Here is a 15172-nt window from a genome sequence, read left to right as displayed (position 1 = left end):
GATGCGGGTGGGTCTGTACCCCACGATCCACGGTCGCACACCCGCGGTGGGGAGCGTCATTCGGCGGCGTGTCGGAGCAGCGGCAGTACGGCCGCGCGGATGGCGTCGGGGACCGGCGCCACGGGTCGCGCCGGGTCGGTGTTGTCGACGTACACGTGCACGAAGCGCCCCTCGGCCGCTGCGTCGTCGCCGGCGCCCTGGAAGAGGCCGATCCGGTAGACCACCGACGAGGTGCCGACCTTGTCGACCACGAGGCCGGTCTCGATGGGCGCCGGGAAGCCCAGCTCGCGGTAGTAGCGGCACGAGGTCTCCGCGACGACGCCGATCTGCGGCAGGGCTCGCACGTCGAGCCCCGTGGCCTCGTAGAGGTGGGCGTTGACCGCGGTGTCGAACAGCTCGTAGTAGGTGGCGTTGTTGAGGTGGCCGTAGGCGTCGTCGTCGCGCCAGCGGGTCGTGACCGTGCGCCAGGCCACGTAGTCGGCACGGGTGGGGCGGTGGGTCACGCGGCCCCGCCATCCTGATCCCGCAGCCGCTGGCTGATGACCGCGGAGACGCCGTCGCCGCGCATGGTCACGCCGTAGAGCGCGTCGCCGACCTCCATCGTGCGCTTCTGGTGGGTGATGACCAGGAGCTGGGAGTTCTCGCGCAGCTCCTCGTAGATCTCCAGCAGCCGCCCGAGGTTGGTGTCGTCGAGTGCGGCCTCCACCTCGTCGAGGATGTAGAACGGCGAGGGCCGGGCCTTGAACAGCGCGACCAGGAACGCGACCGCGACCAGGGAGCGCTCCCCGCCGGAGAGCAGCGAGAGCCGCTTGACCTTCTTGCCGGCGGGTCGCGCCTCGACCTCGATGCCGGTGTTGAGCATGTCGCCGGGGTCGGTGAGCACCAGCCGCCCCTCGCCGCCGGGGAAGAGCCGCGCGAACGTGGAGTCGAAGGCGTTGCTGACGTCGGCGTAGGCCTCGGTGAACACCGTCTCGACCCGGGCGTCGACCTCGCGGACGATGTCGAGCAGGTCCTTGCGGGTGCGCTTGAGGTCCTCGAGCTGCTCGGTGAGGAACTTGTGGCGCTCCTCCATCGCGGAGAACTCCTCGAGCGCCAGAGGGTTGACCTTGCCGAGCGTCGTCAGCTCGCGCTCGGCCTTGCGCAGCCGCTTCTGTTGCTCCTCGCGGTCGTAGGGCACGGGGTCGGGGAGGTTGCCCTCCTCGTCGGGCGTCGTCGCCGGCACCGGTTGGTCCGGGCCGTAGTCGCGGGCCAGCCCGTCGGCGTCCAGGCCGAGCTCCTCGAGGGCCTTCTCCTCGATCTGCTCGATCCGCATCCGCTGCTGGGTGCGGGCCATCTCGTCGCGGTGGACGGAGTTGACCAGCTCGTCGTGCTCCTTGGTCAGCTGGCGCAGCGTGCCCCGGACCTCGAGCAGCTCGCGCTCGCGGCCGCTGCGGGACTGCTCGACCTGCTGCCGGGCGACGGTGGCCTGGTGGATGGAGACCTCCAGGCGCGACAGGACGTAGGACGTCGCGACGCCGACCGCCTCCGCGGCGCGGCCCTCGCGCAGCAGCCGCTCACGACGCTGGGCGGCCTTGGCACGGGCCTCGCGCTCGGTGCGAGCGGCGCGCAGCAGGTTGTCGGCCCGGCCGTGCAGTGCCCGGGAGCGCTCCTCGTGGGTGCGCAGCGCCAGCCGGGCGTCCATCTCGGCCTGGCGCGACGCCTTGGCGGCCTCGACGAGCCGCTCCCGCTCGGAGGTGTCGGGCTCCTCGTCGGGCGCGTCCTCGGCGGTGGCCAGACGGGCCTCGAGATCGGCAAGGCCGGCCAGGTCCTGCGCACGGGCGGCCTGGGCCTTCTCGATGGCCTGCGTGAGCCGGTCGGCCTCGCCGCGGGCGGAGCGCGCCTGGGAGCCGTACTGGCCAAGCTCCTCGGCCACGGCGGCCAGGGTCGCGTCGGACTCGTGCAGCTTGGCCAGCGCCACGTCGGCGCGCTTCTGCGCCTCCAGCCGCTCACTCTCGAGCCGGGACAGGTCGAAGGTGAGGCGCTCGGCGGAGGCGACCGCCTCGGCGAGCATCGAGGCCGCCTCGTCGACGGCCGCCTGGATCTCGATCAGGCTCGGCTGGCTGCTGGAGCCGCCCGCTGCGAAGTGGGCGCCGAGGACGTCGCCCTCGCGGGTGACCGCGGTGACGTCGGGCAGGTCGGCGATCAGTGCCTGGGCGGTCGCGAGGTCCTCGACGACGGCGACCTTGAACAGCAGCCGCGTCAGCGCGGGACGCAGGGTCTCGGGGCACTCGACGACGTCGACGGCGTACGACGCATGGCCGGGCAGGGCGGGCCACGGCCGGTCGTCGGTCTCGGCGAGCCCGCCGAGCAGCATCCCCGCGCGGCCCAGGTCGTCACCCTTGAGATGGCCGATGGCCGCCACGGCCGACCCGGCGTCGGTGACGGCCACGGCGTCGGCGGCCGAGCCCAGCGCACTGGCGACCGCGGTCTCGAAGCCGCTGCGCACGGTGAGCAGCGCGGCGACCGAGCCCATCAGGCCCGAGACCGAGTCGGTGGCCGCGAGCAGCGCCCCGGCGCCGTCCTTGCGGTTGAGGCCCATCTCGAGGGCGTCCTTGCGGGCGGCCAGGGTCGACCGGTCGCGGTCGGCCTGCAGTGCCTCCTCGCGCGTCTTGGCGAGGCGATCCTCGATGTCGGCGAGCGCGTTGCTGGCGGCCTCGTGCTCGGCGTCGAGGCCCTCCTCCCCCGCGTCCAGGCCGGCCACCTTGGTCTCCAGCGAGGTGAAGTCGCGCTGCGCGCGGTCGGCGCGGGCGACGGCCTCCTCGCGGGCCAGGCTCAGCCGGCCGATCTCGTCGTCGGCGGCGGCGGCGCGGGACCTCAGCGCGTTGACCTGGCCGTGCAGCCGGGCGAGCCCCTCGCGCCGGTCGGCGGCGGCGCGCACCAGGCCGGCGACGCGGCGCTCCTCCTCTGCCGCGGCGTCCTCCGCCGTGCGGCGTGCGGTCACGGCCTCCTCGAGGCCGGTGCGAGCGGCGTCGACCTCCGCCGCGATCTGCTGCTCCCGGACGCGCACCCGCTCGGCCTCGGCCTCGAGCTCGTCGGGGTCACGGCCCTGCTGGAGCTCGGTCTCGGTGATGCCAGCGGCGTTGCGGACCCGCTCCGCGGCGAGCGACTGGGTGCCGCGCAGGCGCTCGCGCAGGCCGTTGAGCGCGTACTGGACGTCCTGGGCGCGCGACAGGGCCGGCAGGTCCTCGCGCAGGGCCGCCTCGAGTGCCGCCTCGGCCTCGCGGCCCTGGGCGAGCTGGGCCTCCACCTGCTCGCGCCGCTCGACCAGGATGGTCTCGTCGGCCATCTCCTGCTCGAGCGCGGTGCGGGCGGTGACCAGGTCGTCGGCCATGAGTCGGGCTCGGGCGTCGCGCGCATCGGCCTGGACGCCGGCCGCGCGCCGCGCCACCTCGGCCTGGCGCCCCAGCGGCTTGAGCTGGCGGCGGATCTCGCTGAGCAGGTCGGTGAGTCGGTTGAGGTTGCCGTCGGTGGAGTCGAGCTTGCGCAGCGCCTTCTCCTTGCGCTTGCGGTGCTTGAGGACGCCTGCGGCCTCCTCGATGAAGCCGCGGCGGTCCTCGGGGGTCGCGTGCAGGATCTGGTCGAGCTGGCCCTGGCCGACGATGACGTGCATCTCGCGGCCGATGCCGGAGTCGGAGAGCAGCTCCTGGACGTCGAGCAGCCGGCAGGAGGTGCCGTTGATGGCGTAGTCGGACCCGCCGCTGCGGAACATCGTGCGGCTGATCGTCACCTCGGCGTACTCGATCGGCAGCGCGCCGTCGCTGTTGTCGATCGTGAGCAGCACCTCGGCGCGGCCCAGCGGCGGTCGCCCGGACGTGCCGGCGAAGATGACGTCGTCCATCTTGCCGCCGCGCAGCGACTTGGCGCTGGCCTCGCCCATGACCCAGGCGAGCGCGTCGACGACGTTGGACTTGCCGGAGCCGTTGGGACCGACGATGCAGGTGATGCCCGGCTCGAGCTGGAGCGTGGTCGAGGAGGCGAAGGACTTGAACCCCTTGAGGGTCAGGCTCTTCAGGTACAACGCGAGACTCCATCAGTGGTGGACAGGGCATCTACGGCACTGAAGCGCGGGTGGGTCGCACCCGTCGCGGGGGAAGCTCAGCGCGCCTCACCCTACCTTCCTCCGGCCCGCATCCGGGGAACGACGGCCCGCTCAGCCGGGCACCGGCGCCTCGTCGGCGTGCGCGATGTGGGTGAGCTGGCGCCAGATGAGCACGAGGAACACCGCGGAGCCGGCGAACGCGAACCAGAACGGCGCGGTGACGCCGTGGTGCTGAGCGAGGAGGCCGCCGATGCCGGCGCCGACGACCAGGCCGCCGAAGACGCCGACCAGGTTGACCGAGCCCACCCGTCCCTGCAGCTCGAGGGGCACGGCGCGCTGGCGGACCGTGGTCGAGGTGGTGCCCCAGACGAACGCATGCGTCCCGAACACGAAGAACACCGGCATCGCCACCCAGGGGCTGGTGGTGAGCGCCAGCGCGAGATGCACGAGCGTCTCCAGGACCAGCCCGACCCGCATGATGTCGCCCAGGGAGACGCGGCGGGTGAGCCACCCGTAGGTCAGCGTCCCGAGCAGCCCGCCGACGGCGGTGACGGTGGTGACCAGTCCGAAGCCCACCGCGCCCAGACCCAGACGCTCGGTGGCATAGAGCACCAGGACCGACCAAGCCGCACCGAAGGTGATGTTGAAGGTGAAGATCGTGAGCACCAGGGTCCGGACGGCGGCGTGGCGGCGGACCCACCGGAAGCCCTCGGCGATGTCGTGCCGGATGTGGGTCCTCGCGGCCGGGTCGCGTCCGTGCGGCGGCAGCCGCACCTGGGTGAACAGCGACAGCCCCACGAGCACCAGCAGCGCCTGGGTCGCGAACGGCCAGGCCATGCCGGCCGCGAACAGCGCCGCGCCCACGGGCGGCCCGGCCAGCTGGTTGACGGTGATGAAGCCCGTCGTGATGCGGGCGTTGGCGATCGCGAGATCGTCGCGGTGCACGATCATCGGCAGGAGCGTGCTCGCGGCGTTGTCGGCGAACATCTCCGCGGTGCCGATGAGGAACAGCGCGAGCAGCACCAGCCAGATCGACACCATGTCGGTTGCCACCGACAGCGTGAGCAGCATCAGGACGGCGATCCGCACGAGGTTGACCCCGGCCACGATGAGCTTGCGGTCCAGGCGGTCGGTCAGCGCGCCGGCGTACAGCCCGAAGAGCAGCGGCGGCGCCCACTGGAGCAGCGCGGCGAGGGCGACCAGGAAGGCCTCGTCGGTCTGCGACGCGACCAGCAGCGGGCCGGCCGCGAGCGCGATCCCGTCGCCGACCTGGCTCACCCAGGACGAGGCGAGCACCCAACGGAACGGGACCCCGAGCCGGCGCGGGGCGACGGTGTCGAGGATGCGGCTCACAAGGTCGACAGGCTAGTGCCGCCGACCGGCGTGGTCGGAGCGGTCTGCCTGCGTGGGAGCCCGAAGGCTCAGGCGGGCTGCATCTCCTGCAGGTGCGCGGGCTCGAGGTCGAGCAGGTCCGCCGCGCGCGACGCGACGAGCCGGCCGTTCTCCTCGGTGAGCCGGAGGACGAGGTCCTCGAGCTCTCCCACACGGGCGCGCAGGCGGGCGTTCTCGGCCGCCAGGCGGGGGTCTCGCAGGTCGCTGTTCAGGTAGCCGATCAGCGCCTTGGCCATGGATGGAGCCTTCCGGTCTCGAGAGGATGGACGGCCCAGGTGGGCCGTCTTCAAGAGTCCCACCAACACCGCGTGCGGTCAATCTGCCAGCGGCACCACGGGCGGGACGCTGCGCCGCCGCCGCGGGGCCGGCTGGCAGGTGGGGCAGAAGTACGACGAGCGGTTCATGAAGGCGATCCGGCGGATGGGAGTGCCGCAGCGGTCGCAGGGCTCCTGCTCGCGGCCGTAGGCGTGCAGCGAGCGGTCGAAGTAGCCGGACTCGCCGTTGACGTTGACGTACAGCGAGTCGAAGGACGTCCCACCCTGGCCGAGTGCCTCGGACATCACCTCCCGGGCGTGGCCGAGCAGGCGGCGCAGCTGCGGCCCGCTCAGCCGGTCGCCCGGCCGGTCGCCGTGGATCCGCGCGCGCCACAGCGCCTCGTCGGCGTAGATGTTGCCGATCCCGGACACCAGGCCCTGGTCGAGCAGCAGCCGCTTGACCCCCGCGGTGCGGCGACGCGCCCGGCGTACGAACTCGGCGTCGTCGAAGAGCGGGTCCAGGGGGTCGCGGGCGATGTGCGCGATCTCCGCGGGCAGCTCGGCTCCCCCAGCCGAGACCGAGAGCCCGCCGAACATCCGCTGGTCGACGAAGCGCAGGCCGCGGCCCCCGGCGGAGCCGTCGAGGTCGAGGCGCACGCGCAGGTGCCGCTCCGGGGGCAGAATCGGCGGCTGGACCAGCAGCTGGCCGCTCATGCCGAGATGGCCGAGCAGCGCGTCGCCGTTGTCGAGCGGAAGCCAGAGGTACTTGCCACGACGGCGGGCCGCCTCGATCCGGCGGCCGGTCAGCGCCTCGGCGAAGCCGGTGGGTCCGCGCGGGTCGCGGCGCACGGACCGCTCGTGGAGCACCTCGACGCGGGTGATCGTGGCGCCGAGCACGTGGCGCTCGAGGCCGGCGCGGACGACCTCGACCTCGGGCAGCTCGGGCACGTCAGTCGGGAGGGGGCTCGGCGCCGGCGGCGGCGTCGGTCACCCCGACGCGGGCGGAGAGCACGCGCATGATGTCGCCGTAGGCGGTCTCGGCGCAGGCCTGCTCCGCCTCCTTCTTGGAGCGACCGACGCCCTCGCCGTAGATGCCGTCCCCGACGCGCACGCGGGCGGTGAAGGTCTTCATGTGGTCGGGTCCCTCGTCCTCGATGAGGTACTCGGGCACGCCCAGGCTGTGCTCGGCGGCCAGCTCCTGAAGGGAGGTCTTCCAGTCGAGCCCGGCCCCCATGGCCGACGCGGCCTCGAGGAGCGGGTCGAACAGCCGGTGCACGACCTCGGCGGAGGCGGCGATGCCGCCGCCGCTGAGGTGGATCGCCCCGATGACCGCCTCCACGGTGTCGGAGAGGATCGACGCCTTGTTGCGCCCACCCGTGGCCTCCTCGCCGCGACCGAGCTTGACGTACTCACCCAACCGGATGCCGCGGCCGACCTCGGCCAGGGCGCGCGCGTTGACCACCGCGGCCCGCAGCTTGGCCAACCGGCCCTCGGAGAGGTCCGGGTGGGCGAGGTAGAGGGTCTCGGTGACGACGACGCCGAGCACCGAGTCGCCCAGGAACTCCAGGCGCTCGTTGGTCGGGAGCCCGCCGTTCTCGTAGGCGTACGAGCGGTGCGTGAGGGCGCGCTCGAGAAGCTCGGGATCCAGGATCGGGTCGCCGAGCGCGCTGCGGAGCTCGCCGTAGTCGGTCAGCGGACTGGCGACGAGGTCAGAGGACCTGACGACGGTCGGCCTTGGCGCCGTACTGGCCGCAGGTCCCGCACGCGCGGTGCGGGAGGTGCTTGGCACCGCAGGCGGGGTTGGCGCAGGTCACCAGGGTCGGCGCGACGGCCTTCCACTGCGAGCGACGGTGGCGCGTGTTGCTGCGCGACATCTTCCGCTTCGGGACAGCCACTGTGATCTCCTCATACGTCGACCGGGGGCCCGGTCAGGCTCTGACAGCTTGGAACAGCTCAGGTTAGCTGCTGGTCAGTCTTCGTCTTGCTTCAGCGCGGTCAGCCCCGCCCAACGCGGGTCGATCGCGGCTTCGTGCGAGTGCTCGGGATCGTCCGCCAGCCGCGCGCCGCACTCGACGCACAACCCGGGACAGTCGTCCTCGCACACCGGCTGGAAGGGTAGTGCGAGCACCACCGCGTCCCTCAGCAGGGGCTCCAGGTCGACCAGGTCGTCCTGCAGCATGCTGACCCCGTCGTCCTCGGGAGCTTCCCCGGGGGCGACCTGGTCGTCGTAGAGGCACAGCTCCTGGAACCGTACGTCGATCTCGTCGTCGATCGGCTCCAGGCACCGCACACACTCGCCCTCGAGCGCGGCTTGCGCCTCACCCGTGACCAGGACGCCCTCCATGACCGCCTCGATGCGCAGGTCCAGCTGGACCGGCGCGCCTTCGGGGACGTGGAGGACTTCGATGCCGAGATCTGGCGGAGCCGGGACCGTCAGTGACACCTCGCGCTGGGACCCCGGGCGGCGGCCGAGCTCGCGAGTGTCGAGCACGAGCGGCGCTCTCGGGTCCAGTTTGCTCAGTGGATCACTTTCAGGTTCCGGGCACACAACAGATCACAGGAATGGTATCCGCCGGTCACAGGAGGGGCAAAACGCAGCCGTCGTCGCGGCCCGCTCAGCCCTGCCCGGTGGCGGCCTGTCGTTGGGCCAGCCGCTCGGACAGCGCGGCGTGGACGAAGTCCGGCAAATAGGCCGAGACGTCACCGCCGAAGGTCGCGACCTCCTTGACCAGGCTCGACGACACGAACGCGTGCTCGGGGCTGGTCGACACGAAGACCGTCTCGACCCGGGTCAGCGAGGCGTTCATCTGCGCCATCTGGAGCTCGTAGTCGAAGTCGGAGACGCCGCGCAGGCCCTTGAGGATGGCCACCACGTCGTGCTCCGCGCAGTAGGTCGTCAGCAGGCCGGAGAACCCGTCGACGCGCACGTTGGCGAAGGGAGCGCACGCCCGCTCGAGCATCGCGATGCGCTCCTCGGCGGAGAACAGCCGGCTCTTGGACTGGTTGACGCCCACGGCGACGATGACCTCGTCGAAGAGCCTCGAGGCTCGGGCCACGATGTCCAGGTGGCCGTGGGTGACGGGGTCGAAGGACCCCGGGCAGACGGCTCGGCGCACGGCGACTCCTCAGCTCGGTTGGCCCGGCGCCTCAGCGGGGGCGGCGTGACCGTACCAAAGCACGGTCTCCCCGTAGCGCTTGGACCGCTCGCCGACCAGCCCCGCGGGCCAAGCCGGCTCGGTGCTTCGCTTGGCGCGCTCGACCACGACCAGGGCACCGGGCGCGAGCCACCCGTGCTCCACGAGCGCGGCGAGGTCGGCGGCGACCGCGTCGTCGGGCAGCGGGTACGGCGGATCGCTGAACACCACGTCGTAGGGCGCCGCCGGGCGGTGGCGCAGCGTCGCCGCCACCGACGAGGCGCGCACGTCGGCCTCGGGGAACCCGATGCTTCGGGCGTTGTCGGCCACCAGCGCGGCGGTCCGGCGATCCTGCTCGACGAGGGTGACCGCCTCGGCCCCGCGCGACCAGGCCTCGAGCCCCACCGCCCCGCTGCCGGCGTACAGGTCGAGGACCCGTAGGCCGTGCAGCGAGCCGGCCCACGACTCGACGGCGGAGAACAGCGCCTCGCGCACCCGGTCGCTCGTGGGGCGGGTGGCGTCGCCCTTGGGCGTGGCCAGACGGCGCCCCTTGGCGCGTCCGGCGATGACTCTGGTCACGGGCGCCTCACGACTTCTCGATGAACTGGCCCTGCTGGCTCAGCTCCAGGTCGGCGACCTCGACGGCCAGCGCCGGACTCCCGAGCAGGTCGGGGTCGCGGTCGAGCAGGTCCTCGGCTGCGGCACGGGCCTCGAGGATGGTCTGCTCGTCGCGCAGGACGCGGAGGTTCTGCAGGCCGGAGCGTCCGCCGGCCTGCGAGCGGCCGAGCACGTCGCCCTCGCGGCGCAGCTCGAGGTCGACCCGGCTCAGCTCGAAGCCGTCGGTCGTCGACGCGACCGCGTCCAGGCGCTCCAGCGCCGAGGAGTCGACCGGGGCGTGGGTCACCAGCAGGCAGAGGCCGGGGTGTCCGCCGCGGCCGACGCGGCCGCGCAGCTGGTGGAGCTGGGAGACCCCGAAGCGGTCCGCGTCCAGGAGCACCATGGTCGTGGCGTTGGCGACATCGACACCGACCTCGATCACGGTCGTCGACACCAGGACGTCGATCTCCCCCGCGCCGAACGCGCGCATGGTGGCGTCCTTGGCGTCGGGGGCCTGCCGGCCGTGCAGCGCGGTGACCCGCAACCCCTTCAACGGACCCTCGCTCAGCTCGGCCACGACCTCCTCCACGGCGGCCAGGGGTGGCCGGTCGACGGTGACCGGGTTGCCGTCCTCGTCGAGCTCCGGCTCGTCCTGCTCGCCCTGCTCGAGCTCGTCGCCGGAGATGCGCGGGCACACGACGTAGGCCTGGTGCCCCTTCGCCACCTCCTCGCGGAGGCGCTCCCACACCCGGTCGACCCAGGTCGGGTGCTCCAGCAGGTTGACGACGTTGGTCTGGATCGGCGCGCGACCGGCCGGGAGCTCGGTCAGCACCGAGGTCTCCAGGTCGCCGAAGACGGTCATCGCGACGGTGCGCGGGATCGGGGTGGCGGTCATGACCAGGACGTGCGGCGGGACGACCGCCTTGCCGGTCAGCGCGGCCCGCTGCTCGACGCCGAAGCGGTGCTGCTCGTCGACCACGACCAGGCCGAGGTCGGCGAACATCACGCGGTCCTCCAGCAGGGCGTGGGTGCCGATCACGATGCCCGACTCTCCGCTGGCCAGGCGCGACATCGGGGCCGTGCGCTGGGACTTGGTCATCGAGCCGGTGAGCAGCTCGACCGCCGTGCCCTCGGCGGGTCCGCCGAGCATGCCGCCGAGCGCGAGGTCGCCGAGCATGGCGGTGATCGAGCGATAGTGCTGCTGGGCCAGGACCTCGGTCGGCGCGAGGAGGGCTGCCTGGCCACCGGAGTCGACCACGCGCAGCATCGCGCGCAGGGCGACGAGCGTCTTGCCCGAGCCGACCTCCCCCTGGAGCAGGCGGTTCATCGGGTGCGGCTGGGCCAGGTCGGCCTCGATCTGCCGGCCGATCTCGCGCTGGCCGTCGGTGAGGGTGAAGGGCAGCCGCGCGTCGAACGCCGCGAGCAGCGCGCCGTCGCCACCGGTGCGCTCGCGGGCGCCGAGGGCGCGGACCGCACGGCGCCGCCGGCCGAGCACGAGCTGGGTGACCAGGGCCTCCTCGAAGCGGTAGCGGCGGCGTGCCTTCGCGACCTGCTCGAAGTCGTCGGGCCCGTGGATCCAGTCGAGAGCCTGGACGGCGTCGATCACGTCGTAGGCCTCGCGGACCTCGTCGGGCAGCAGCTCCGCCGGCGGCTCGACGACGCTGCGGGCGAAGGCGATGGCACGCTGGAAGTCCCAGTGGTCGACGCCCTTGGTGAGCGGGTAGAGCGGGTAGAGCCCGCGGAGCTGGTCGGGGCGGATCATCTCCTCGTCGTCGTCGGGCCCGCCGAAGAGCACCATCGTGGGGTTGGTGAGCTGCCACTGGTTGTTGAAGTGCCCCGCCTGCCCGATGAAGAGGCCCTTGCGCCCGATCGGGAGCCGCCGCTGGTGGTACTTGGAGACCCAGTCGTTCTTGGCGAAGAAGGTCATCCGCAGCGACGGCCCGTCGGTGCGCAGCACGGTCTCGAGGCGGTAGGCCGGCTTGCCGGTGCGGCGGTCGGTGTAGGTGCGCGGCTTGCTCTCGGCGATCTCCCCCACCACCGTGAGCATCTGGCCGACCTGCAGGTCCTCGACCCGGGTGAGCTCGCCGGTCTTGATGTAGCGACGAGGGAAGTGGCGCAGCAGGTCGCCTACGGTGACGATGCCGAGGTTCTTCACGATCTTGTCGCGCTTGTGCTTGGCGTCGCCGAAGACGGCGGCGACCGGGGAGTCGAGACTGATCACGCGGGGCCCTTCACTCGACGGACAGCAGCAGCGGGTAGCGCTCCTGCCCCCCGTCGTACACCACGACGTCGACATGGGGGTGGCGCTCGTCCACCCACGCGGCCGCGCGCTCGGCCAGGCCGTCGCCGCCGGCGCCGGACACCAGGGTCACCAGCTCCCCGCCGCCGGCGAGCAGCCGGGCGAGCACGCCGGTGGCCACCTCGTCGAGGTCGCGGCCCACCACCGCGAAGTCGCCGGCGATGACCCCGAGGACGTCGCCGGGCTCGCACGGGCCGGCCATGGTCATCGCCTGGCGCGCCGCGATCGTGACCGCGCCGTGGCGGGCGTGGCGCGCGGTGGCGGTCATCTCGAGGACGTCCTGCTCGAACGACCGGGCCGGCTCGTGGACGGCCAGCGCCGCGAGCCCCTGCACCTGCGCCTGGGTCGGGATCACCGCGACGCGGACCCGGCCGGCGAGCGCGGGGTCGTTCTCGACCATCTGGCCCGCGATCTGGGCCACCCGCACGGAGTCGGCGTCGTTGGGCAGCACCACCACCTCGCTCGCACCGCAGTCGGTGATCGCCTCGAGGATCTGGCCGGTCGACGGGCGCCGCCCGGGGCCGCCCGGGACGACGAGCGCGCCGGCCTCCTCGAACAGCGCCGCGAGCCCCGGCCCGGCTGCCACGGAGACGATCCGGCGCCCGTCGCGCTCGTGGCCGGCGCCGTGGCGGGCGGCGACCTGCTCGGCGAAGTGGGTCACGCGCACCCGGTGCGGTCGCCCGGCCTCGATGCCGGCCTCGATCGCGGCGCCCACGTCGTCGACGTGCACGTGGACGTTCCACAGGCCCTCGCCGCCCACGACGACCAGCGAGTCGCCCAGCCCGTCCAGCGTCTCCCGCAGCGCCGGGAGCGCCTCCGGTGCGGCGTCCAGCAGGTACATGACCTCGTACGCCGGCCCGTCGGGGCTCAGGTCGCCCGCCGGGAGGCTGTCGGTCAGGGGGATCGGGATCGCGTGCCGGCCGATCGGGTTGGCGACCGGGACCGGTCGTCGCCCGGTGAGCGCGGTCTCGGCCGCGTCCAGGATCACGCTGAGGCCGCGACCGCCGGCGTCGACCACCCCGGCGTCCTTGAGGATCTGGAGCTGCTCGGGCGTGCGCGCCAGCGCCTCGCGGGCCGCCCGCGCAGCCGCCGTGAACACGTCGCGAGCGCGCACCTGCGGGTCCCCCGCCAGTGCGACCGCGGCCTCCGAGGCCGCGCGCGCGACGGTCAGCATGGTGCCCTCGACCGGCCGGCCCACGGCGGCGTAGCTCGCCTCGGTCGCCCGGTGCAGCGCGTCGGCCATGATCTCGGCGTTGCGCTCCCCCGGCGCCGCCGCGGAGATCCGCCGCGCGATCGCGCCCAGCATCTCGCTGAGGATCACCCCCGAGTTACCGCGGGCGCCCAGCAGGGCGCCGCGGCCGAACGCGGCCAGCGCGACGTCGCGGTCGGCGCCGCCCTCGACGACCTCGCGGATCGCGTCGCGGGCCGCCGAGACCGTGAGGAACATGTTCGTGCCCGTGTCGCCGTCCGGCACCGGGTAGACGTTGAGGGCGTCGATCTCCTCGCGCGCCTGCGCGAGCGCGTCCGTGGCGATGTCGACGAACCGGAGCACGACCGCGAGCTCGATGAGGCCGCTGCGGGGTGTCTCTTCCATCGCCTGCCTAGGGTCGCGGGGGTCGGGTGTCGGTGGCCACAGAGTAGTGGGAGGCGCACGATTTTCGGCTCCGGCGCGGTTCGGATACTCTTGTGCGGTTGCCCGCCGAGCGGGCCCCTTGTCTGTCACCACTACTCAGGAGTCAATCACCGTGGCTGCCGTCTGCGACATCTGCGCCAAGAAGCCCGGCTTCGGCAACAACCGTCCGTGGTCGCGCAAGATCACGAAGCGCCGCTTCGACCCGAACATCCAGCGCGTCCGTGCCAAGATCAACGGCACGCCCCAGCGCCTCAACGTCTGCACCGGCTGCCTGAAGGCCGGCAAGGTCTCCCGCTGACCTGAGCAGTCCCGCCGTCACGGCCGTCACCTCCGGGTGGCGGCCGTTTCTGCGTCTCCGGGCGCTCGATGAGTTTCACCGGGTGCCCGGTGAAACTCACGGCTCCCGTACGAAACTTCGTAGGGGAGGCACCAGATTCACCGGGTGCCCGGTGAATCTCGTGACTCATGCGATCCGCTAGAAGTGCGTCCAGCCGGTGGGCCCGTCGTACGCGCCACCGTCGACGGTGACGCCCATAGGGCCGGCGAGGACGTCCCCGATGACCTGCCAGCCGTCGGGGACGGAGGCCCTGTCGCGGAAGGTGGCCAGCAGCGCGTGGTCGTCGCCGCCGCCGAGGATGAAGGACAGCGGGTCCGCGCCGGTCGCGGCGCCGACCGCGACGAGCGGCTCGGGGATCTCGAAGGCGCCGCGGTGCACGTCGATCGCGACCCCGGAATCGGCGGCGAGGTGGCCGGCGTCGGCGAGGAGGCCGTCGGAGACGTCGATCATCGAGGTCGCGCCCGCCGCTGCGGCGACCGGCCCGGCGTCATACGGCGGCTCGGGACGCCGGTAGGCCTCGACCAGGACGCGCGGCGAGCGGAACCCGCGGCCGAGGACCGCGAGGCCGCCGGCGGCCCAGCCCTGGCGACCGGTCAGGGCCAGGACGTCGCCCGCCTCGGCGCCGGAGCGTACGACGGGTGCCTGGAGGCAGGCGCCGATGACGGTGACCGCGATGACGATCTCGTCCGCGCGGGTCACGTCTCCCCCGACGACGCTGGCGCCGACGAGCCCGCACTCGGCGGCGAACCCGGCGGCGAACTCCAGCGCCCACTGCGCCGGCAGGTCCGGGGGCGCGGCCAACCCCACGGTCAGGGAGTGGGCGCGTCCACCCATGGCGTTGAGGTCGGAGAGGTTCTGCGCCGCGGCGCGGTGCCCCACGTCCTCGGCGCTGGCCCAGTCGCGCCGGAAGTGCCGGCCCTCGACCATCAGGTCGGTGGAGACCACCACGTGGCCGGTGCGCACGCGCAGCACGGCCGCGTCGTCGCCCGGGCCGATGAGGACGTGCTCCCCCTGCGGGAAGAGCCCGACGATCTCGGAGATGAGGCCGAACTCACCAGCATCGGCCAGGGTCGCGTCGGGCGGGAAGGTCATGCAGGCATCCCACCAGATCGCGGCCTCCGGGCGGCTATGGACACTCACCGCGGGCGCGATAGGTTGACCGTCACACCGCCCGTCGCAGCTGTCACGAGATTCGAGGGAGACCCCCATGGTCGTCCAGGCGTACATCCTGATCCAGACCGATGTCGGCAAGGCTGCGGAGGTCGCCAAGTCCATCGCGGCGGTCAAGGGCGTCACGCTGGCCGAGGACGTCACCGGGCCCTACGACGTGATCGTGCGCGCCGAGGCGCGCAACGTCGACGAGCTGGGCAAGCTCGTCGTCGCCAAGGTGCAGACCCTCGACGGGATCACCCGCACCCTGACCTGCCCCGTCGTCCACATCTGAGGCC

At 72.9% G+C, this 15172-nt stretch carries 15 protein-coding genes; 2 read left to right on the top strand and 13 right to left on the bottom strand.

Going from position 1 to position 15172, the window contains the following annotated elements; all coding sequences use genetic code 11:
• Nucleotides 1-56: 56 nt before the first annotated feature.
• The 12 genes from LRP67_RS18050 to LRP67_RS17995 form a co-directional block, all read right to left on the bottom strand.
• Complete coding sequence (locus tag LRP67_RS18050) at nucleotides 57-503, bottom strand: thioesterase family protein (protein ID WP_231271544.1); 447 nt, start codon at nucleotides 501-503, stop codon at nucleotides 57-59.
• On the bottom strand, nucleotides 500-4057 hold the full coding sequence (gene smc, locus LRP67_RS18045) for a chromosome segregation protein SMC (RefSeq protein ID WP_231271543.1): 3558 nt from the start codon (nucleotides 4055-4057) through the stop codon (nucleotides 500-502). Before smc ends, LRP67_RS18050 begins: the two co-directional genes overlap by 4 nt.
• 132 nt (nucleotides 4058-4189) lie before the next feature.
• Complete coding sequence (locus LRP67_RS18040) at nucleotides 4190-5431, bottom strand: MFS transporter (protein ID WP_231271542.1); 1242 nt, start codon at nucleotides 5429-5431, stop codon at nucleotides 4190-4192.
• A 68-nt stretch (nucleotides 5432-5499) separates the two neighbouring features.
• Entirely contained in the window at nucleotides 5500-5706 is a 207-nt protein-coding gene (locus LRP67_RS18035; protein ID WP_231271541.1) for a hypothetical protein, read from the bottom strand.
• A gap of 78 nt (nucleotides 5707-5784) precedes the next feature.
• The gene (gene mutM, locus LRP67_RS18030) at nucleotides 5785-6672 is read right to left on the bottom strand and encodes a bifunctional DNA-formamidopyrimidine glycosylase/DNA-(apurinic or apyrimidinic site) lyase (protein WP_231271540.1); all 888 of its coding nucleotides are present in this window, start codon (nucleotides 6670-6672) and stop codon (nucleotides 5785-5787) included.
• A gap of 1 nt (nucleotide 6673) precedes the next feature.
• The gene (gene rnc, locus LRP67_RS18025; RefSeq protein WP_231271582.1) at nucleotides 6674-7417 is read right to left on the bottom strand and encodes a ribonuclease III; all 744 of its coding nucleotides are present in this window, start codon (nucleotides 7415-7417) and stop codon (nucleotides 6674-6676) included.
• 16 nt (nucleotides 7418-7433) lie between these two features.
• Nucleotides 7434-7619, bottom strand: a complete 186-nt coding sequence (rpmF, locus tag LRP67_RS18020) for a 50S ribosomal protein L32 (RefSeq protein ID WP_149751386.1) — start codon at nucleotides 7617-7619, stop codon at nucleotides 7434-7436.
• A 74-nt stretch (nucleotides 7620-7693) separates the two neighbouring features.
• Nucleotides 7694-8215 (bottom strand): DUF177 domain-containing protein, encoded by a 522-nt coding sequence (locus tag LRP67_RS18015; protein ID WP_231271539.1) that lies wholly within the window; start codon nucleotides 8213-8215, stop codon nucleotides 7694-7696.
• Nucleotides 8216-8339: 124 nt separating this feature from the next.
• Complete coding sequence (coaD, locus tag LRP67_RS18010) at nucleotides 8340-8840, bottom strand: pantetheine-phosphate adenylyltransferase (RefSeq protein WP_231271538.1); 501 nt, start codon at nucleotides 8838-8840, stop codon at nucleotides 8340-8342.
• Nucleotides 8841-8849: 9 nt separating this feature from the next.
• A complete protein-coding gene (gene rsmD, locus LRP67_RS18005) occupies nucleotides 8850-9437 on the bottom strand; it encodes a 16S rRNA (guanine(966)-N(2))-methyltransferase RsmD (RefSeq protein ID WP_231271537.1) in 588 nt (195 codons plus the stop codon).
• A 7-nt stretch (nucleotides 9438-9444) separates the two neighbouring features.
• Nucleotides 9445-11676, bottom strand: a complete 2232-nt coding sequence (locus tag LRP67_RS18000; protein WP_231271536.1) for an ATP-dependent DNA helicase RecG — start codon at nucleotides 11674-11676, stop codon at nucleotides 9445-9447.
• Between the two features lie 10 nt (nucleotides 11677-11686).
• Nucleotides 11687-13348, bottom strand: a complete 1662-nt coding sequence (locus tag LRP67_RS17995; protein ID WP_231271535.1) for a DAK2 domain-containing protein — start codon at nucleotides 13346-13348, stop codon at nucleotides 11687-11689.
• 151 nt (nucleotides 13349-13499) lie between these two features.
• Here LRP67_RS17995 and rpmB point away from each other — a divergent pair, with 151 nt between their 5' ends.
• Entirely contained in the window at nucleotides 13500-13685 is a 186-nt protein-coding gene (gene rpmB, locus LRP67_RS17990; RefSeq protein WP_134738582.1) for a 50S ribosomal protein L28, read from the top strand.
• 177 nt (nucleotides 13686-13862) lie between these two features.
• Here rpmB and LRP67_RS17985 read toward each other — a convergent pair whose 3' ends face one another.
• A complete protein-coding gene (locus LRP67_RS17985) occupies nucleotides 13863-14816 on the bottom strand; it encodes a thiamine-phosphate kinase (RefSeq protein WP_231271534.1) in 954 nt (317 codons plus the stop codon).
• 115 nt (nucleotides 14817-14931) lie between these two features.
• Here LRP67_RS17985 and LRP67_RS17980 point away from each other — a divergent pair, with 115 nt between their 5' ends.
• Nucleotides 14932-15168, top strand: coding sequence for an Lrp/AsnC family transcriptional regulator (locus LRP67_RS17980; protein WP_134738580.1), 237 nt, complete (start codon nucleotides 14932-14934; stop codon nucleotides 15166-15168).
• The last annotated feature ends 4 nt before the right edge of the window (nucleotides 15169-15172 follow it).

Source organism: Nocardioides sp. cx-169 (genome assembly GCF_021083605.1).
GTDB lineage: Bacteria > Actinomycetota > Actinomycetes > Propionibacteriales > Nocardioidaceae > Nocardioides.
The sequence above is the reverse complement of the archived record's forward strand: the minus strand, read 5'-3'. Positions and strand labels throughout refer to the sequence as shown.

Excerpts from the sequence above, each read along its gene's own strand:
- LRP67_RS18035 (WP_231271541.1), bottom strand. The coding sequence starts at position 5,706 with ATGGCCAAGGCGCTGATCGGCTACCTGAACAGCGACCTGCGAGACCCC.
- LRP67_RS17995 (WP_231271535.1), bottom strand. The coding sequence starts at position 13,348 with ATGGAAGAGACACCCCGCAGCGGCCTCATCGAGCTCGCGGTCGTGCTC.
- LRP67_RS17985 (WP_231271534.1), bottom strand. The coding sequence starts at position 14,816 with ATGACCTTCCCGCCCGACGCGACCCTGGCCGATGCTGGTGAGTTCGGC.
- LRP67_RS17980 (WP_134738580.1), top strand. The coding sequence starts at position 14,932 with ATGGTCGTCCAGGCGTACATCCTGATCCAGACCGATGTCGGCAAGGCT.